Here is a 16983-nt window from a genome sequence, read left to right on the forward strand (position 1 = left end):
CGTTGGACAACTCACCCGCCCCCTCTTCTTATAGTCGGTGGCCAGACCTTTGCATGATCCGCAATCGCACCGACCCTTATGTCCACTGTAGACGTTCGTCGGAACGATATTGCTCAATCAAAAAATATCCTTTTGTAAATTCCTTGCAGACCGCGCCGGACATGCCTGACACATCCGCGAAAAAACGTATCGACCGGTGTCAGCGACAGGATTGGCAACCCTGTTATTATCCGCGCCAGCGTTTCACGCCATTTCTTCAAGCCGATACGAGCGAATTCATGAGCACTGACAAGACCAATCAGTCCTGGGGCGGCCGCTTCAGTGAACCCGTCGACGCCTTCGTCGCCCGCTTCACCGCCTCCGTCACTTTCGACCAGCGCCTGTATCGCCACGACATCATGGGCTCGATCGCCCACGCCACCATGCTGGCCAAGGTCGGCGTGCTGACCGATGCCGAGCGCGACAGCATCATCGATGGCCTGAACACCATTCAGGGCGAAATCGAGGCCGGCCAGTTCGACTGGCGCGTCGACCTCGAAGACGTGCACATGAACATCGAAGCGCGCCTGACCGACCGCATCGGCGTCACCGGTAAAAAGCTCCACACCGGGCGCAGCCGCAACGACCAGGTCGCCACCGATATCCGCCTGTGGCTGCGCGATGAAATCGACCTGATCCTCGCCGAGATCACCCGCCTGCAAAAAGGCCTGCTGGAGCAAGCCGAGCGTGAGGCCGCGAGCATCATGCCGGGCTTCACTCACCTGCAGACCGCACAGCCAGTGACCTTCGGGCACCACATGCTGGCCTGGTTCGAAATGCTCAGCCGCGACTACGAGCGTCTGGTCGACTGCCGCAAGCGCACCAACCGCATGCCGTTGGGCAGCGCCGCGCTGGCCGGCACCACTTACCCGATCGACCGCGAATACACCGCGCAACTGCTCGGCTTCGACGCCGTCGGCGGCAACTCGCTGGACAACGTTTCCGATCGCGACTTCGCCATCGAATTCTGCTCGGCCGCGAGCATCGCGATGATGCACCTGTCACGTTTCTCCGAAGAGCTGGTGCTGTGGACCAGCGCGCAGTTCCAGTTCATCGATCTGCCGGATCGTTTCTGCACCGGCAGCTCGATCATGCCGCAAAAGAAAAACCCCGACGTGCCTGAGCTGGTGCGCGGCAAGACCGGCCGCGTGTTCGGCGCGCTGATGGGCCTGCTGACCCTGATGAAAGGCCAGCCACTGGCCTACAACAAGGACAACCAGGAAGACAAGGAGCCGCTGTTCGACGCCGCCGATACCCTGCGCGATTCGCTGCGCGCGTTCGCCGACATGATCCCGGCGATCAAGCCGAAACACGCGATCATGCGTGAAGCGGCACTGCGCGGTTTCTCCACTGCGACTGACCTGGCTGACTACCTGGTGCGCCGTGGCCTGCCGTTCCGTGATTGCCACGAAATCGTGGGCCACGCAGTGAAATACGGCGTCGACAGCGGGAAGGATCTGGCCGAGATGAGCCTGGAAGAACTGCGTCAGTTCAGCGATCAGATCGAGCAGGACGTGTTTGCCGTGCTGACCCTCGAAGGCTCGGTGAATGCCCGGGACCATATCGGCGGGACTGCGCCGGCGCAGGTCAAGGCTGCGGTGGCGCGCGGTCAGGCGTTGATCGCCAGCCGCTAGAAGCCAAAAAAGCTTCGCGAGCAGGCTCGCTCCCACAGGGATTCTGGATGTTCACAAAATTTGTGTTCACCACCGGCTCAATGTGGGAGCGAGCCTGCTCGCGAAGGCTTCCTTCAGAGCGCTACAAAATTCACTTCTTGGCAGCAATCATTGCCAAAAACGCCGGCATCGCCGCGTCCTTGTCCGCCGCAATCTTCTGCACGTGCGGATTCTGCTCAAGCCGCTCCAGCAGCGCTCTCGCCTGCGGCATCTCGCCCAGCAGATCGATCCCGAACAGCTTCTGCCCGACCGCACAGGCCAGCGGCACGCTGTAGAGGAAATACAAATCGGCAATGCTCAGGCTGTCACCCGCCACGTACGGAGCGAACTTGCCATGACGGCCCAGCGCGGCGAAGCCCAGCAGCAGCTCGGTCCGGGTCTTCTCCTTGATCGCCTCCGGCAATGTCATACCGAAAAACGCTTCGCCATAGCAGGCACGCCCCGGCAACTCGATGTACAACTCGATCTCCTTGGCAATCGCCAATACCTGCGCGCGCTCGAACGGATCGCTGGGCAGGAGCGGCGTGCCCTTTTGTGATTGTTCGAGGTATTCGAGGATGATCGCGGTTTCGTTGATGTAACCGGCGTCGACACCCAGCACCGGGACCTTTCCGCGCGGGCTGATGGCCAGTGATTCCGGGGTTTGTGTCGGGTAGAAGGTCACCTCTTCGAAGGCCAGGCCTTTTTCCAGCAGTGCCAGTTTGACCATGTTGTAGTAGTTGCTGACAGCGAATCCGTAGAGCTTGAACATCACAGAGCCTCCAGGCCGTGCGGGGTGGGCAGTGCCTGTTTATAGATCGCCGCGGCGTTTCCCGCCAGCAGCATCACGCCGCTGAATGCGGGTAAACTGGCGCCTTTCCCTGAGGAGCCTGCAATGAGCGAGCCGACAGATATCGTCAACGATGACGACGAAGAAGCATTCACCGAAGCGACCCTGATCGAAGCCATCGAGAACCAGATCGAAAGCGACAACCCGCCGGCGGCCAAAGCGACGTTGAACAAGCTGACTTTGGTCGGCATGGACCGTGAGGAGATCCTCAACCTCATGGCTCACGTGCTTGCCTATGAGATTGACGCGATGCTCGATGAAGACCGCCCGTTCGACACCGAATGGTACGAAACGGCATTGCGCAAGCTGCCAGAGCTGCCACCGGAAAAATAATAAAATCAAAAGATCGCAGCCTTCGGCAGCTCCTGCACCAATCTCTCGTAGGAGCTGCCGAAGGCTGCGATCTTTTTTATGCGGACTACACTGGAATTCGCCTCAAGATAAAATCCCCTGATCTGAGCACTGGACATGCCGCACCAGCGGGTTCACCTTAGGGGCGCTGTCGTCCAATTCCTAGAAAGTCTGGAGTCCTTATGTCGCTTACCCCTGAGTTGGTTGCCGAACTGGAAGTCCTTGCACTCTTCAACCTGGACAGTTCCCAGGAAGGTCTGAAAATTCATCAGACCGCTGCCCCGAAACACATCGCTGCTGCCCAGCGCCTCTTTGAAAAAGAACTCACCGACCAGCCCGATGGCGGTTATCTGACCAGCCTCGGTCGCGATGCCGCGCAAAACGTGCAGACCGTACTGACGATTTTGAAAGAACAGGAAACCGCCTGATTTCTCTGACTTTGCCCACGGAAACTCCTGCCACGGGATTTCCGCGGGCCAGCCTGAACGCTGTCGATAAAAATCTGCCGTCAAAAAACAAATTCAGCTTAAACGTCCTGCTGCGCAGAGGCTAAACTGCGGCCAATCCGAGACCCTCTACATCCGAGCCTGCAAGCCGGTTTGAGCTGACATGACGCGCACCCACGAAATCCGCCCCGACCTGGACGAAGGCATCGACCGCAAGGTACTCAGCCAACTGCGCGCACGTTTTCTCAAACTCAATGAAGGCCGCCTCGGCCGCGCCCTCGAAGGCTTGTCGACGCGCCAGCAAAGCGTGCTGACGCTGTTGCCGCTGTTCTTTCACGTCAATCATCCGTTGCTGCCTGGCTATGTCTCGGGCAGTACGCCGGCGGGTCTCTCGAATTATGAGCCGGACGCCAGTGCGCTGACTGAGGCGCAGCGCCTGACTCGCTCGTTTTCCTACAAACCGCGCCACGGCAGTAACCCGCCGCGACCGATCCACGGCCTGTTCCTGATGGGCAGCCTCGGCACGCTGGCCCAGGCCGATCAGAGCGATATGGACGTGTGGGTCTGCCATGGGCCGGATCTGAGCGAGAGCGAGCTCGCCGAGCTGAGCAAGAAGTGCCAATTGCTGGAAGCCTGGGCTGCGAGCCAGGGTGCCGAAGCGCATTTCTTCCTGATCGACCCGGCGCGCTTCGTCAAAGGCGAACGCGATTCCAAGCTCAGTTCGGACAACTGCGGCAGCACCCAGCACTATCTGCTGCTCGACGAGTTTTATCGCACGGCGATCTGGCTGGCCGGGCGCACGCCGATCTGGTGGTTGGTGCCGGTCTATGAAGAAACAGCCTACGACGCGTACACCCACACCCTACTGTCCAAGCGCTTTATTCGCGCCGACGAAACCCTCGATCTCGGGCCGATGGCAACCATTGCGCCCGGCGAATTCATCGGTGCCGGGTTGTGGCAGTTGTTCAAAGGCATCGAGTCGCCCTACAAGTCAGTGCTTAAACTGCTGCTGACCGAGGTGTACGCCAGCGAACATCCGCACGTGCAATGCCTGAGCCTGCGCTTCAAGAGAGCCGTGTTTGCCAATCAGCTCGATCTCGATGAGCTCGACCCGTACATGGTCGTGTATCGGCGTATCGAGGAATACCTGATTGCCCGTAACGAGCCGGAACGCCTGGAGCTGGTGCGCCGCGCGCTGTATCTGAAGGTCAACCGCAAGCTCACCGGCAACAGCCGCAGCCAGGGCTGGCAACGCACACTGCTTGAACGCTTGGCCGGCGAGTGGCACTGGGATCAGCGCCAATTGGCGCTGCTCGACAGCCGCAGTCAGTGGAAAGTCCGCCAGGTCAGCGCCGAACGTCGCGCGCTGGTCAACGAACTCAATTACAGCTATCGCTTCCTGACGCAATTCGCCCGCAACGAACAGACTGTCAGCCTGATCAACAAGCGCGACCTCAATGTGCTCGGCCGGCGCCTGTACGCGGCGTTCGAGCGCAAGGCCGACAAGGTCGAATTCATCAATCCGGGCATCGCCCCGGACTTGGCCGAAGACACCCTGACCTTGGTGCAATCGCCGAACAAAAAAGAGCCGGGGCAGACCCAGTGGGGTTTGTACAACGGCAGCCTGACGGCGCTGGAGTGGGAACACTTCGCGCCAATCAAGCGCAGTCGCGAGCTGCTTGAACTGCTGACCTGGTGCCACCGCAACGGCGTGATCGACAGCAGTACGCGTCTGGCCCTGCATCCGGGCACCAGCGACTTGAGCGAGTTCGAGCTGTTCAACCTGCTCGGCAGCCTGCAGCAGTGCATCGCCCTGCCCTTGTCCACCGTCGCCGAAGAGCCCTTGCTGCGCGCCGCCGTGCCCAGCGAAGTGCTGATGCTGATTAACGTCGGCGTCGACCCGCTCAAGCATCATCGCGATCTGAACATCCTGATGACCACCGAGCGCACCGACTCGCTGAGCTATGCCGGCGTGCGCGAAAACCTGGTGCTGACCCTCGATCAGGTCACGCTCAACAGCTGGAACGAAGTGCTGGTCAATCGTTTCGACGGCCCGCATGCGCTGCTCGATTGCCTGCGCGATTACCTCAACAACCTGCCGCGCGGGCCTGTGCAGCCATCCCTGAAAGTACGCTGCTTCTGCCACAACCGCGCGCAGTTCATTGCCCGCCGCGTCGAGGAAATCGTCGACACCGCGCAGACCCTGTTGCTCAGCAATTTGAATCATCGCTACCTGATTCAAGTGCAGCAGCACTATCACGTGCTGGAGCTGGTTCCGGGTCAGGTCAACCATGTCGCCCTCGCCACTCTGCCGGCACTGCTTGATTATCTGGGCGAAGAACAACCGCGCTACAGCCCGCTGCACCTGGACCCGATGGCACTGGAAGATCACGACCTGGCGCTGATCCTGCCGATGGGTCAGCCGGAGTGCATTCAGGTGTTCTACCGCATCAGCGAGCAGCAGGCCGAGCTGTACGTGCTGGATGAATTCAATGCGCTGTGGCAGCAGCAACTGCCGTACCACGACGAGCAGAGTTTGCTGGTACCGCTGCAGCGTTTTCTGCAATCGATCCAGTACCGCCGTGAAGCGCAATTGCCGATGGACGGTGGCCCTGCGGGCAGCCCCGAGACTTTGTATTACCAGCTGTCAGGCCCGGGGCGCTCACGCAGGGTCGAAACCCGGCCAGCACCGCAGACACCGGTGAACAAACCGTTCTATGACGTACAGGCGATCATCGGCAAAGCCGCGCCGGGCGAAGTGCAGGTCACCTTGTATTGCAATCAGCGCGAATTCAGCGAGCTGGAGCATGGCGACCAGTTGTTCAGCGTGGTCGCCCGGGAGATCGTCGAGCAGCGCCGCGAGACCGAGCGCTATCGCTGCTACATCACAGACCTCGATCTCTCGGGGCTGCTCGGTGACGGGCACAGTTCAAGCAATCTCTATCTGCGCTACAAGGCCGACTTGGAGCGCTCGTTGAATGAAGCGCTCGAACAGGTTTGAAGCGGGGATTTATTCGGGAAAGGCGCCGCCGTTGACCGGTTGCGATTCCACTTCCAGCAAGGTCAGTTTCAGCGACTTGCCGCCCGGCGCCGGCCAGTCGATGTGCTGACCGACCTTCAGGCCCAGCAGCGCACTGCCGACCGGTGCCAGGATCGAGATCTTGCCCTCGTCGGCGTTGGCGTCCTTGGGATAGACCAGCGTCAGGTGGTAATCCTTGCCACTGCCTTCTTCACGGCAATGCACGCGGGAATTCATGGTCACGACATCGGCGGGCACTTCATCGTGGCCGACCACGGTATCGGCGCGGTCCAGCTCGGTTTGCAGCGCAATCACGCCCGGCGCAGCCTGGTCTTTCTCGCTCAGGCTGTCGATCAGGCGCTCCAGACGTTGCACGTCCAGACGGGTAAGGGTGATGGAAGGTGCGGTCATGATCCAGGCAGACTCCTTTCTTCTGCACAAAAAAAGCAAAACCCCGCCAAAAAAGACGGGGTTTTCACCGTGCCTCGGTGGTTTGAGGCGTTCGCGGACACTATCACAGCTCAAAAAATATACAAGTCACGCCCTTTTTTGCCTGGGTGAAACCCTTGTGGCGAGGGGATTTATCCCCGTTCGGCTGCGCAGCAGCCGTATAGATTTTGGGGCCGCTACGCGACCCAACGGGGATAAATCCCCTCGCCACGATATCAACAGGCTTGGGATTTTCGTGCGGCAGCCTGCTGGCATATCACCCGGCGCCGCTGATCATCCGCCGAGCGCCATTCGCGAATGTCTTCGACGTGGCGCGCGCAGCCGAGGCAGACCTTCTGCTCGTCCAGACGACAGACGCCCGTGCACGGCGAAGGCACCGCCGGGCTGACGTTGCTGTAGAGCGGTTTCGGCGGGCGAACAGGCGCTGCATCAGCCACGAATCACAGACCTTCGAAATCGAATTCGGCGCCAGCCTGCTGTTTGACGAGGCGCTGAAGCATTTCGCCCAATTGCTCTTCGCTCTTGTCGCACATCCAGCGCTCGCTTTCTTCGTCGTAGTCGAAGTGGAAACCACCGGACACGGCCGCCAGCCACAGCTGACGCAATGGCTCCTGGCGGCTGAAGATCAACTGGCTGCCGTTTTCGAATTTGACCGTCAGCACGCCGGCCGAGCTTTCCAGATCGATGTCCAGATCGCTTTCGTCAAATATGTCTTCCAGTTTTTCCTGGGTTTCATCGACCAGATCGTGGAAACGGGCTTCGGACAAACTCATTGCGGCAACCTCAAAAATGTCTGATCAGGCTCAAGCGCCGAAAGATACGGACGCTGCCGGCCGATTGCAAAGATTAACGACCAAGCACCTGTCGCCTATTCAACACCGCCCCTGTGGGAGCGAGCCTGCTCGCGAAAGCGGTGTGTCAGGCAACGAGCCTGTTGAATTTGCCGACGCCTTCGCGAGCAGGCTCGCTCCCACAGGGATGATGCGCATCACAGGAGCCCCGCCGGACGGGAACCCCCTCGCATAGGCAAGCTGCCGGGTGGCCGGTATACTCCGGCGCAATTAACGCATTTTCAAGGATTTCGCCATGAAGCGCCTGATCTCTTCCCTTGCTGCGCTCGTCGCGGTTGCCTGCCTGGTTTCGGCCTGTGGTCAAAAAGGCCCGCTGTACCTGCCCGATGACGACCAGGACCCGGCCGAACAAGCCCAGTCCTCGCAAAAGCAGCCATCCAAGGCTCACAAGCACGACGTTTACTAAGGGATCGCCATGGACGCTTTTAACTACCGTGGCGGGGAGCTGTTCGCGGAAGGTGTGGCGCTGTCCGCCATCGCCGACCGCTTCGGCACGCCCACCTATGTCTACTCGCGCGCCCACATCGAAGCGCAGTATCTGGCCTACGCCGATGCGCTGGCCGGCATGCCGCATCTGGTCTGCTTCGCGGTCAAAGCCAACTCCAACCTCGGTGTACTGAATGTCCTGGCCCGTCTCGGCGCCGGTTTCGACATCGTTTCCCGTGGTGAGCTGGAACGTGTACTGGCCGCTGGTGGCAGCGCCGACAAGATCGTTTTCTCCGGCGTCGGCAAGACCCGTGACGACATGCGTCGCGCCCTCGAAGTCGGCGTGCACTGCTTCAACGTCGAATCCACCGACGAGCTCGAGCGCCTGCAAGTGGTCGCCGCCGAGCTGGGTGTTCGCGCCCCGGTTTCGCTGCGCGTGAACCCGGACGTCGATGCCGGCACCCATCCGTACATTTCCACCGGTCTGAAAGAGAACAAGTTCGGCATCGCCATTGCCGACGCCGAAGACGTGTACGTGCGCGCCGCGCATCTGCCGAACCTGGAAGTGGTCGGTGTCGACTGCCACATCGGTTCGCAACTGACCACCCTGCCGCCATTCATTGATGCACTGGATCGCTTGCTCGATCTGGTCGACCGCTTGGGCGATTGCGGCATTCACCTGCGCCACATTGATCTCGGTGGCGGCCTGGGCGTGCGTTATCGCGATGAAGAGCCGCCGCTGGCTGCCGACTACATCAAAGCCGTGCGCGAGCGTCTCGACGGGCGTGATCTGGCGCTGGTGTTCGAGCCGGGCCGCTTCATCGTCGCCAATGGCGGCGTGTTGCTGACCCAGGTCGAATACCTCAAGCACACCGAGCACAAGGATTTCGCCATCGTCGACGCGGCGATGAACGACCTGATCCGCCCGGCGCTGTATCAGGCGTGGATGGATGTCACGGCGGTGAAGCCGCGCGACAGCGCTGCACGCAAGTACGACATCGTCGGCCCGATCTGCGAAACCGGCGACTTTCTCGCCAAGGACCGCGAGCTGGCGCTGGAAGAAGGCGACTTGCTGGCGGTGCATTCGGCCGGAGCCTACGGTTTCGTCATGAGCTCCAACTACAACACCCGCGGCCGTGCCGCCGAGGTGCTGGTGGATGGTGATCAGGTTTTTGAAGTGCGTCGCCGCGAAACCGTGGCCGAGCTGTTTGCCGGCGAAAGCCTGCTGCCGGAGTAACCCATGCTGCTGCGTTTTACCAAAATGCACGGCCTGGGCAACGACTTCATGGTTCTCGACCTGGTCAGCCAGCACGCGCACATTCAGCCCAAACACGCCAAGCAATGGGGCGATCGCCACACCGGGATCGGTTTCGACCAGTTGCTGATAGTCGAAGCGCCGAGCAACCCGGATGTGGATTTCCGCTACCGGATCTTCAACTCCGACGGTTCGGAAGTGGAGCAGTGCGGCAACGGTGCGCGCTGCTTCGCCCGCTTCGTGCTCGACAAACGTCTGACTGCCAAGCGGCAGATCCGCGTCGAGACCAAGGGCGGCATCATCGAACTGGACGTGCGTAACGACGGCCAGATCGGCGTGAACATGGGCGCGCCGCGCCTGGTGCCAGCGGATATTCCATTCCAGGCGCCAGCCCAGGCCAGCAGTTATCAGCTGGACGTCGAAGGCGCCACGGTCGAGCTGGCCGCCGTGTCGATGGGCAATCCCCATGCGGTCATACGCGTGGATGACATCAACAGTGCACCGGTGCATGAACTGGGGCCGAAGATAGAACACCATCCGCGCTTCCCGGCGCGGGTCAATGTCGGTTTCCTTCAGGTCATCGACCGCCATCGTGGGCAACTGCGCGTATGGGAACGCGGCGCCGGGGAAACCCAGGCCTGCGGCACCGGCGCCTGTGCGGCAGCGGTGGCGGCCATCAGTCAGGGGTGGATGGATTCGCCGCTGTTGATCGACCTGCCCGGCGGGCGTCTGTCCATCGAGTGGGCCGGCCCGGGCGAACCGGTGTTGATGACCGGTCCGGCAGTGCGTGTATACGAAGGACAAGTGCGTCTTTGAGCGAGCAGAAATCATGACCGACAAGCCACAGGTACCCGCCCGACCAGTCGACGAATCAGCGTCCGAGAGCCTTGAGGCAGCCGCGGTTGCCGCCTACCTGGAGGCTCATCCGGACTTCTTCGTCGAGCACGAAGAACTGCTGCCGTCGTTGCGCATTCCGCACCGACGCGGCGACACCGTGTCGCTGGTCGAGCGGCAGATGACCATCCTGCGCGATCGCAATATCGAGATGCGCCATCGCCTTTCGCATCTGATGGACGTGGCCCGCGACAACGATCGCCTGTTCGAAAAGACCCGCCGCCTGATCCTCGCGCTGATGGATGCATCGACCCTGGAAGACGTGGTCATCAGCGTTGAAGACAGCCTGCGTCAGGATTTCCAGGTGCCCTTCGTCAGCCTGATCCTGCTCGGCGACAACCCGGCCCCGGTCGGCCGCTGGGTAACCCACGCCGACGCGCAAACCGCGATTGGCGGCCTGCTCACCGAAGGCAAAAGCGTCAGCGGCAGCCTGCGTGAACATGAGCTGGATTTCCTTTTCGGCGAAGAACAGCGCCAGCAGATCGGCTCGACCGCCGTGGTTGCCGTCAGCCATCAGGGCATTCACGGCATTCTGGCCATCGCCAGCCGTGACCCGCTGCATTACAAGAGCTCGGTCGGCACCTTGTTCCTCAGTTACATCGCCGAGGTCATGGGCCGCGTGCTGCCACGGGTCAACAGCTCGCTGCGCTCGGTACGCTGACCATGGAACGACAACTGGACGCTTACTGCGAACATCTGCGCAGTGAGCGACAGGTGTCGCCGCACACCCTGTCGGCTTATCGCCGCGACCTCGATAAAGTCCTCGGCTGGTGCATCAAGCAGAACATCGGCAGTTGGGCCGCGCTGGACATCCAGCGTCTGCGCAGCCTGATCGCCCGGTTGCATGCGCAAGGCCAGTCCTCGCGCAGCCTCGCCCGCCTGCTGTCAGCGGTGCGCGGGCTCTATCACTACTTGAATCGCGAAGGCCTGTGCGACCACGACCCGGCCACCGGCCTGGCCCCGCCAAAAGGCGAACGGCGCCTGCCGAAAACCCTCGATACCGACCGCGCCTTGCAATTGCTGGAAGGTGCGGTCGAGGACGATTTTCTCGCCCGGCGCGATCAGGCGATTCTCGAGCTGTTCTATTCCTCTGGCCTGCGCCTGTCCGAATTGACCGGGCTCAATCTCGATCAACTCGACCTCGCCGACGGCATGGTTCAGGTGCTCGGCAAGGGCAGCAAGACCCGGCTGTTGCCGGTTGGCACCAAGGCCCGCGAAGCCTTGGAACACTGGTTGCCGCTTAGAGCCATGACCAACCCGGCGGACGATGCGGTGTTTGTCAGCCAGCAAGGTCGGCGTCTCGGCCCGCGCGCGATTCAGGTGCGGGTCAAACTGGCTGGCGAGCGCGAGCTGGGGCAGAACCTGCATCCGCACATGCTGCGGCACTCGTTCGCCAGCCATTTGCTCGAGTCTTCACAGGATCTGCGCGCGGTGCAGGAATTGCTCGGTCACTCCGATATCAAAACCACACAGATCTATACCCACCTCGACTTCCAGCATCTGGCGGCGGTCTACGACAGCGCCCATCCCCGGGCCAAACGCATGAAAGGCGATGATTCATGAGCATTCAGTTGATCACCTTCGACCTCGACGACACTTTGTGGGATACCGCGCCGGTGATCGCCAGCGCTGAGACCGTGTTGCGCGAATGGCTGAGCGAGCATGCGTCGAACCTGGGCGCGGTGCCGGTGGAGCATTTGTGGTCGATTCGCGAGCGAGTGCTGGCGGGCGAACCGGGCCTCAAACACCGCATCAGCGCGCTGCGCCGACGTGTGCTGTTCCATGCGCTCGAAGAAGCCGGGTATGCCCACGGCGAAGCGTCGGAGCTGGCTGACAAGGCTTTTGAAGTGTTCCTGCATGCGCGGCATCAGATCGAAGTGTTCCCGGAAGTCGAGCCGCTGCTGGAGCTGCTCGCCAATCACTATGCCCTCGGCGTGGTCACCAATGGCAATGCCGACGTGCGCCGGCTGGGGCTGGCGGATTACTTCAAGTTCGCCTTGTGCGCCGAAGACATCGGCATCGCCAAACCTGATGCGCGGCTGTTTCATGAAGCGTTGCAGCGCGGTGGTGTGGGTGCTGAAGCGGCGGTGCATGTCGGCGATCATCCTGGCGATGACATTGCCGGGGCACAGCAGGCAGGCTTGCGCGCGGTGTGGTTCAACCCGACGGGCAAGGTCTGGGAGGCGGAGCGCTTGCCGGATGCGGAAATTCGCAGCCTGACCGAATTGCCCGCCGTCCTCTCCCGCTGGAATGCTTCCTCGAACTGATCTACAGCCCTGTGGGAGCGAGCCTGCTCGCGAATGCGGTGTGTCATCCAACATGTATGTCGGCTGACATGCCCTCTTCGCGAGCAGGCTCGCTCCCACAGGGGACTGCATTTGTTTTCAACGGATTTATTTCAGACATGAAAAAGCCCGCAGCGACGGCGGGCTTTTTCAGCAAGCGAGCGACGCGCCTCAGATAGGGCGGCTGCCGTACTTGTTGTCCGGCTTCTTGGGCGGATCGGCGACCACGTTGGCCTCCACTTCCTGCACCTTGCCGCCGCGCGCAAGGAATTCTTCCATGGCCTTGGCCAGGGCGTCACGCTCCTTGTTCTTGGCTTCGATGCTCGGCAACTCGTCGACCGAGACCGCAGCCTTGGCTTTGCCTTTGGCAGCCGGGGCCGGCGTGTCGTCACCGCCATCATCTTCGGCAACGTCTTCCGCTGCCGCTTCCAGGCCTTCCTCGGCCTCGTCTTCGTCGCCTACTTCGAGGTCGTCGTTTTCCAGATCATCGTCGCTCATGTTCTACCTCATGACTTGCCAAAAGCAGATTAGTTATAGACCAGCTTTGGCGGCTGTCGAAGCCGCCGTTGAAAAATCTTCTGCCGCTGCCCGGCAGCGGCTCATGCCTGTTCACCGTGCAAGGTGGCGAGGACTTTACGGGCACCGCCATGATCACGGTGCTCGCCCAGATAAATCCCTTGCCAGGTACCCAGGGCCAGCCGCCCTGCCGCAACCGGCAGACTGATCTGGCAACCAAGCACGCTGGCCTTGAAGTGCGCCGGGAGATCATCCGGGCCTTCGTCGTTGTGCTCGTAGCCGTCCGTTCCTTGTGGGATCAGACGATTGAAAAATCGTTCGAAGTCGCGACGAACTGCCGGATCGGCGTTCTCGTTGATGGTCAACGACGCCGACGTGTGCTGCAGCCACAAATGCAACAGACCGACCCGACAGGTCTTGAGTTCAGGCAAGCCTGTGAGCAACTCGTCCGTCACCAGATGAAAGCCCCGGGGCCTTGCCCGCAGGGTTATCAGAGTCTGTTGCCACATACAGTTCTCCGCTCGTTCGGGGCGCATTCTAGCGTGCTCTGAAAAAAAACAAAGGCCCTAATATTCCTGCAGCGATGTAAGCGATTGCCCGCAGAAAAAGCCTCGTCGTAAAGACGACCAAAGCCGTAAGAAAAATCCTTTCAGCCGCTCCCTGAATGACAAATCCCGGACAAAAAAATGCCCGGCGAACCGGGCAATTTTTTTATCGCGCGTACTTACAGGTTGTAGCCGCGTTCGTTGTGTTGTGCCAGATCGAGGCCGACCGACTCTTCTTCCTCGGTTACGCGCAGACCCATGACGGCGTCCAGCACCTTGAGGATGATGAAGGTGACGATCGCGGTGTAGATCACCGTGAAGCCGACGCCTTTGATCTGGATCCAGACCTGCGCGCCAATGTCAGTCACGGTGCCGAAGCCGCCCAGTGCCGGTGCGGCAAACACACCGGTGAGGATCGCGCCGAGGATACCGCCGATACCGTGCACGCCGAAGGCGTCCAGGGAATCGTCATAGCCAAGTTTGCGTTTCAGGGTGGTGGCGCAGAAGAAGCACACCACGCCTGCGGCCAGACCGATCACCAGTGCCCCCATCGGGCCCACGGTGCCAGCGGCCGGAGTGATCGCAACCAGACCGGCGACCACACCCGAAGCGATGCCCAGTGCGCTTGGCTTGCCGTGGGTGACCCACTCGGCAAACATCCAGCCCAGTGCCGCAGCGGCAGTGGCGATCTGGGTAACCAGCATGGCCATACCGGCAGTGCCGTTGGCGGCAGCAGCGGAACCAGCGTTGAAGCCGAACCAGCCGACCCACAGCATCGCCGCGCCCATCAGCGTGTAGCCGAGGTTATGCGGAGCCATTGGTGTGGTCGGGAAGCCTTTGCGCTTGCCCAGCACCAGGCACGCGACCAGACCGGCGATACCGGCGTTGATGTGCACCACGGTGCCGCCAGCGAAGTCGAGCACGCCCCAGTCCCACATCAGGCCGCCGTTACCGGACCAGACCATGTGCGCGATCGGTGCATAAACCAGCGTGAACCAGATGCCCATGAAGATCAGCATCGCGGAGAACTTCATGCGCTCGGCGAACGCACCGACGATCAGCGCCGGGGTGATGATCGCGAAGGTCATCTGAAAGGTAATGAACACAGCCTCAGGGAACAGCGCCGCCGGGCCGGTAATGCTCGAAGGCGTGACACCGGCGAGGAACGCCTTGCCCATGCCACCGAAGAACGAATTGAAGTTGACGACGCCCTGCTCCATGCCGGTGGTGTCGAAGGCAATGCTGTAGCCATAAATGACCCACAGGATGCTGATCAGACCGGTAATGGCGAAGCACTGCATCAGCACGGAAAGAATGTTTTTCGAGCGAACCATACCGCCGTAGAACAGCGCCAGGCCGGGAATGGTCATGAACAGCACGAGCGCTGTCGAGGTGAGCATCCAGGCGGTGTCGCCGGAATTGAGGACTGGCGCTGCCACTTCGTCTGCCGCCATGGCGATGCCGGGCATTACGATGGACAACAGGGCGCCTAGCCCTGCGAATTTACGCAGAGTCATATTGTTTTCTCCTGGGGCGTTGGGTTTGTGGCGGCGCTTAGATCGCGTCGGTATCGGTTTCGCCGGTACGGATGCGGATCGCCTGTTCCAGATTGACCACGAAGATCTTGCCGTCACCGATCTTGCCGGTGTTGGCCGCTTTGGTTATCGCCTCGATAACCCGATCCAGATCCTTGTCGTCGATGGCCACGTCGATTTTCACCTTGGGCAGAAAATCGACCACATATTCCGCGCCGCGATACAGCTCGGTGTGACCCTTCTGCCGGCCGAAGCCTTTGACTTCAGTGACGGTAATGCCCTGCACGCCGATTTCGGACAGCGACTCGCGCACGTCGTCCAACTTGAACGGCTTGATGATGGCAGTGACTAGCTTCATGAAACTCTCTCCCGAATTGGTGGACTTGCCCCAGGAAAACAAACCCGTCTCAAGTCTAAGCGCAGTGCCTGGCTTTGTAACGCATCGTTGACGCCAGCTAACCGCATCAGACGAAACTCCCCGCTTCGTCTGCCGCACTGCATTCGTCACAGCGACTGCATCAGTGCATGGGTCGAGGGTGACTAAGCAGAAACCTTGCCAGCTCGGCAAAAACCCTGCATTTCAATCTCTTGGCCCCTGTTGCACGCGCTCGGGCAGAAAAGCTTTTGCCGATACGCACAACAACGGTGCGCCACCGTCTGTCCCCCTGCGCGAAAAGCGTGCATCCGTGCAACGGGATTGGCTATAGACACTGCGTGATACACTGCCGACCATTGTTTCCAGGACATTTCCCATGCTCGCGCCCAAAGACTTCCTCGACGCCCTGAGCGGCACCGCCTCCCGCCTGTTCAGCGGCGATACCCCGCTGCCGAAAGCCGAAATCGAAAGCCAGTTCAAAATGCTGCTGCAAAGTGCCTTCAGCAAACTCGATCTGGTCAGCCGGGAAGAGTTTGATAGTCAGATGGTGGTGTTGGCTCGCACGCGGGCACGGCTTGAGAGTCTTGAAGCCAAAGTCGCCGAGATGGAAGCGAAGCTGACACCGCCCGCGGAATAATCCGCTGCTATCCCCTGTGGGAGCAGCTAGCCTGCTAGCGACTGAAGGTCGGCACTACCTTCAGCTTCATGTGTATGAATTAGCGCAGGCTGCGATCTTTTGATGCACAGCCCTGCAACAATCCCCACTGAAATGACCTTTTTGTGTCTTCGTTCCCCACCCTGCTCCGAAATCCTCCACTCACAGAAGTAACGTCCTACAAAACGCGTCCGCCACGTCTGATTTCGCTGCCCCCTCTCTGCTGGCTATCTTCTGCGACCAGATCCAAACAGATGAAAACAATGAGAAGAAAAGGCAAAGCAACGGATCTTCGTAACCAGACATTCAGATCAAATTCGCGAAAGATCGCCTACAAATTCTTTCTCAAGGACATTGCCCCGAGAATCCCAAATATTGATGCAGCAGCGGTCAAGTTTGAGCCAATTACCCCAGCAGCGATAAAGCAATACTTTCTCTGGGAGGGGCCAACAATTTTCCCTTGGGATGACGTTGCAGACTGGAAAAGTAAAGATGCGAAAGGTCTGGATTTGGCGATATGGTACAAACAGATTCTTTGCGGCATGTGCTATGCGACCCCGCGCGCAAGCTCTATCTGCTTAAAGATTGTTTTGTTGGAAGGGCATCCGGATAGCGCGCACCCGCTTCGCGGCAGGATCGCGCCGATTGCTCTGCTTGTCGCAGATCACTATGCGCGAGCGCTAGGATGCAAAGAAATCGAGATCCAGGATCCTGATCCGAATGTTGTTCTTTACTACCGGAAACTGGGGTTCGAGTTCGACCACACCAACCGGCTTGTCATTTCTGTGAACGGTCAATAACATCGAAATCAACAACCCAATCGCACGAGGTGCGTATG

Annotated in this window: 20 protein-coding genes; 12 read left to right on the plus strand and 8 right to left on the minus strand. The window is 60.3% G+C overall.

Annotation, left to right across the window (positions count from 1 at the left end):
• Positions 1-278: 278 nt before the first annotated feature.
• Positions 279-1673, plus strand: a complete 1395-nt coding sequence (gene argH, locus PS14A_RS24525; protein WP_137214382.1) for an argininosuccinate lyase — start codon at positions 279-281, stop codon at positions 1671-1673.
• A 130-nt stretch (positions 1674-1803) separates the two neighbouring features.
• On the opposite strand, the gene PS14A_RS24530 is transcribed toward argH, so the two are convergent.
• Entirely contained in the window at positions 1804-2463 is a 660-nt protein-coding gene (locus PS14A_RS24530; protein WP_212617420.1) for a glutathione S-transferase, read from the minus strand.
• A 123-nt stretch (positions 2464-2586) separates the two neighbouring features.
• Between PS14A_RS24530 and PS14A_RS24535 the strand changes: the two genes are divergently transcribed.
• From PS14A_RS24535 to PS14A_RS24545, 3 genes are all read left to right on the plus strand, one after another.
• A complete protein-coding gene (locus PS14A_RS24535) occupies positions 2587-2874 on the plus strand; it encodes a hypothetical protein (RefSeq protein ID WP_130912466.1) in 288 nt (95 codons plus the stop codon).
• Positions 2875-3074: 200 nt separating this feature from the next.
• Positions 3075-3320: a TIGR02647 family protein gene (locus PS14A_RS24540; protein ID WP_016772594.1), complete on the plus strand. Its 246-nt coding sequence runs from the start codon at positions 3075-3077 to the stop codon at positions 3318-3320.
• 181 nt (positions 3321-3501) lie between these two features.
• Complete coding sequence (locus PS14A_RS24545) at positions 3502-6339, plus strand: class I adenylate cyclase (RefSeq protein ID WP_212617421.1); 2838 nt, start codon at positions 3502-3504, stop codon at positions 6337-6339.
• 9 nt (positions 6340-6348) lie between these two features.
• On the opposite strand, the gene rnk is transcribed toward PS14A_RS24545, so the two are convergent.
• From rnk to cyaY, 3 genes are all read right to left on the minus strand, one after another.
• Positions 6349-6768, minus strand: coding sequence for a nucleoside diphosphate kinase regulator (rnk, locus tag PS14A_RS24550; protein WP_039757397.1), 420 nt, complete (start codon positions 6766-6768; stop codon positions 6349-6351).
• A gap of 254 nt (positions 6769-7022) precedes the next feature.
• Positions 7023-7244 (minus strand): DUF1289 domain-containing protein, encoded by a 222-nt coding sequence (locus tag PS14A_RS24555; protein ID WP_130912469.1) that lies wholly within the window; start codon positions 7242-7244, stop codon positions 7023-7025.
• Positions 7245-7247: 3 nt separating this feature from the next.
• Positions 7248-7580 carry an iron donor protein CyaY gene (gene cyaY / locus PS14A_RS24560; RefSeq protein WP_041476930.1) on the minus strand — a complete coding sequence of 111 codons (333 nt, stop codon included), beginning with the start codon at positions 7578-7580 and terminating at the stop codon, positions 7248-7250.
• A gap of 313 nt (positions 7581-7893) precedes the next feature.
• On the opposite strand from cyaY, the gene PS14A_RS24565 reads away from it, so the two are divergent.
• From PS14A_RS24565 to PS14A_RS24590, 6 genes are read left to right on the plus strand one after another with little or no spacing between them, the layout of a single operon-like run.
• On the plus strand, positions 7894-8064 hold the full coding sequence (locus tag PS14A_RS24565; RefSeq protein WP_016772589.1) for a lipoprotein: 171 nt from the start codon (positions 7894-7896) through the stop codon (positions 8062-8064).
• Positions 8065-8073: 9 nt separating this feature from the next.
• Positions 8074-9321, plus strand: coding sequence for a diaminopimelate decarboxylase (gene lysA / locus PS14A_RS24570; protein WP_056791636.1), 1248 nt, complete (start codon positions 8074-8076; stop codon positions 9319-9321).
• A 3-nt stretch (positions 9322-9324) separates the two neighbouring features.
• Positions 9325-10155: a diaminopimelate epimerase gene (gene dapF, locus PS14A_RS24575; protein ID WP_212617422.1), complete on the plus strand. Its 831-nt coding sequence runs from the start codon at positions 9325-9327 to the stop codon at positions 10153-10155.
• A gap of 13 nt (positions 10156-10168) precedes the next feature.
• Positions 10169-10894 carry a DUF484 family protein gene (locus PS14A_RS24580; RefSeq protein WP_212617423.1) on the plus strand — a complete coding sequence of 242 codons (726 nt, stop codon included), beginning with the start codon at positions 10169-10171 and terminating at the stop codon, positions 10892-10894.
• A 2-nt stretch (positions 10895-10896) separates the two neighbouring features.
• A complete protein-coding gene (xerC, locus tag PS14A_RS24585; RefSeq protein ID WP_024014773.1) occupies positions 10897-11796 on the plus strand; it encodes a tyrosine recombinase XerC in 900 nt (299 codons plus the stop codon).
• On the plus strand, positions 11793-12500 hold the full coding sequence (locus PS14A_RS24590; RefSeq protein WP_212617424.1) for an HAD family hydrolase: 708 nt from the start codon (positions 11793-11795) through the stop codon (positions 12498-12500). Before xerC ends, PS14A_RS24590 begins: the two co-directional genes overlap by 4 nt.
• 189 nt (positions 12501-12689) lie before the next feature.
• Here PS14A_RS24590 and sutA read toward each other — a convergent pair whose 3' ends face one another.
• The 4 genes from sutA to glnK form a co-directional block, all read right to left on the minus strand.
• Positions 12690-13016 carry a transcriptional regulator SutA gene (gene sutA / locus PS14A_RS24595; RefSeq protein ID WP_016772583.1) on the minus strand — a complete coding sequence of 109 codons (327 nt, stop codon included), beginning with the start codon at positions 13014-13016 and terminating at the stop codon, positions 12690-12692.
• A 101-nt stretch (positions 13017-13117) separates the two neighbouring features.
• On the minus strand, positions 13118-13543 hold the full coding sequence (locus tag PS14A_RS24600; RefSeq protein ID WP_130912471.1) for a secondary thiamine-phosphate synthase enzyme YjbQ: 426 nt from the start codon (positions 13541-13543) through the stop codon (positions 13118-13120).
• A 215-nt stretch (positions 13544-13758) separates the two neighbouring features.
• Complete coding sequence (locus PS14A_RS24605) at positions 13759-15096, minus strand: ammonium transporter (RefSeq protein ID WP_041476939.1); 1338 nt, start codon at positions 15094-15096, stop codon at positions 13759-13761.
• 37 nt (positions 15097-15133) lie between these two features.
• Complete coding sequence (glnK, locus tag PS14A_RS24610; protein WP_002555808.1) at positions 15134-15472, minus strand: P-II family nitrogen regulator; 339 nt, start codon at positions 15470-15472, stop codon at positions 15134-15136.
• 394 nt (positions 15473-15866) lie between these two features.
• Between glnK and PS14A_RS24615 the strand changes: the two genes are divergently transcribed.
• Positions 15867-16127: an accessory factor UbiK family protein gene (locus PS14A_RS24615; RefSeq protein WP_007920416.1), complete on the plus strand. Its 261-nt coding sequence runs from the start codon at positions 15867-15869 to the stop codon at positions 16125-16127.
• 272 nt (positions 16128-16399) lie between these two features.
• A complete protein-coding gene (locus PS14A_RS24620) occupies positions 16400-16945 on the plus strand; it encodes an N-acetyltransferase (RefSeq protein WP_349251725.1) in 546 nt (181 codons plus the stop codon).
• The last annotated feature ends 38 nt before the right edge of the window (positions 16946-16983 follow it).

The organism is Pseudomonas sp. 14A (assembly GCF_018132745.1).
Taxonomy (GTDB): Bacteria; Pseudomonadota; Gammaproteobacteria; order Pseudomonadales; family Pseudomonadaceae; genus Aquipseudomonas; species Aquipseudomonas mercuritolerans.

Excerpts from the sequence above, each read along its gene's own strand:
- argH (WP_137214382.1), top strand. The coding sequence starts at position 279 with ATGAGCACTGACAAGACCAATCAGTCCTGGGGCGGCCGCTTCAGTGAA.
- PS14A_RS24530 (WP_212617420.1), bottom strand. The coding sequence starts at position 2,463 with ATGTTCAAGCTCTACGGATTCGCTGTCAGCAACTACTACAACATGGTC.
- PS14A_RS24535 (WP_130912466.1), top strand. The coding sequence starts at position 2,587 with ATGAGCGAGCCGACAGATATCGTCAACGATGACGACGAAGAAGCATTC.
- PS14A_RS24540 (WP_016772594.1), top strand. The coding sequence starts at position 3,075 with ATGTCGCTTACCCCTGAGTTGGTTGCCGAACTGGAAGTCCTTGCACTC.
- PS14A_RS24545 (WP_212617421.1), top strand. The coding sequence starts at position 3,502 with ATGACGCGCACCCACGAAATCCGCCCCGACCTGGACGAAGGCATCGAC.
- rnk (WP_039757397.1), bottom strand. The coding sequence starts at position 6,768 with ATGACCGCACCTTCCATCACCCTTACCCGTCTGGACGTGCAACGTCTG.
- cyaY (WP_041476930.1), bottom strand. The coding sequence starts at position 7,580 with ATGAGTTTGTCCGAAGCCCGTTTCCACGATCTGGTCGATGAAACCCAG.
- PS14A_RS24565 (WP_016772589.1), top strand. The coding sequence starts at position 7,894 with ATGAAGCGCCTGATCTCTTCCCTTGCTGCGCTCGTCGCGGTTGCCTGC.
- lysA (WP_056791636.1), top strand. The coding sequence starts at position 8,074 with ATGGACGCTTTTAACTACCGTGGCGGGGAGCTGTTCGCGGAAGGTGTG.
- dapF (WP_212617422.1), top strand. The coding sequence starts at position 9,325 with ATGCTGCTGCGTTTTACCAAAATGCACGGCCTGGGCAACGACTTCATG.
- PS14A_RS24580 (WP_212617423.1), top strand. The coding sequence starts at position 10,169 with ATGACCGACAAGCCACAGGTACCCGCCCGACCAGTCGACGAATCAGCG.
- xerC (WP_024014773.1), top strand. The coding sequence starts at position 10,897 with ATGGAACGACAACTGGACGCTTACTGCGAACATCTGCGCAGTGAGCGA.
- PS14A_RS24590 (WP_212617424.1), top strand. The coding sequence starts at position 11,793 with ATGAGCATTCAGTTGATCACCTTCGACCTCGACGACACTTTGTGGGAT.
- sutA (WP_016772583.1), bottom strand. The coding sequence starts at position 13,016 with ATGAGCGACGATGATCTGGAAAACGACGACCTCGAAGTAGGCGACGAA.
- PS14A_RS24600 (WP_130912471.1), bottom strand. The coding sequence starts at position 13,543 with ATGTGGCAACAGACTCTGATAACCCTGCGGGCAAGGCCCCGGGGCTTT.
- PS14A_RS24605 (WP_041476939.1), bottom strand. The coding sequence starts at position 15,096 with ATGACTCTGCGTAAATTCGCAGGGCTAGGCGCCCTGTTGTCCATCGTA.
- glnK (WP_002555808.1), bottom strand. The coding sequence starts at position 15,472 with ATGAAGCTAGTCACTGCCATCATCAAGCCGTTCAAGTTGGACGACGTG.
- PS14A_RS24615 (WP_007920416.1), top strand. The coding sequence starts at position 15,867 with ATGCTCGCGCCCAAAGACTTCCTCGACGCCCTGAGCGGCACCGCCTCC.
- PS14A_RS24620 (WP_349251725.1), top strand. The coding sequence starts at position 16,400 with ATGAAAACAATGAGAAGAAAAGGCAAAGCAACGGATCTTCGTAACCAG.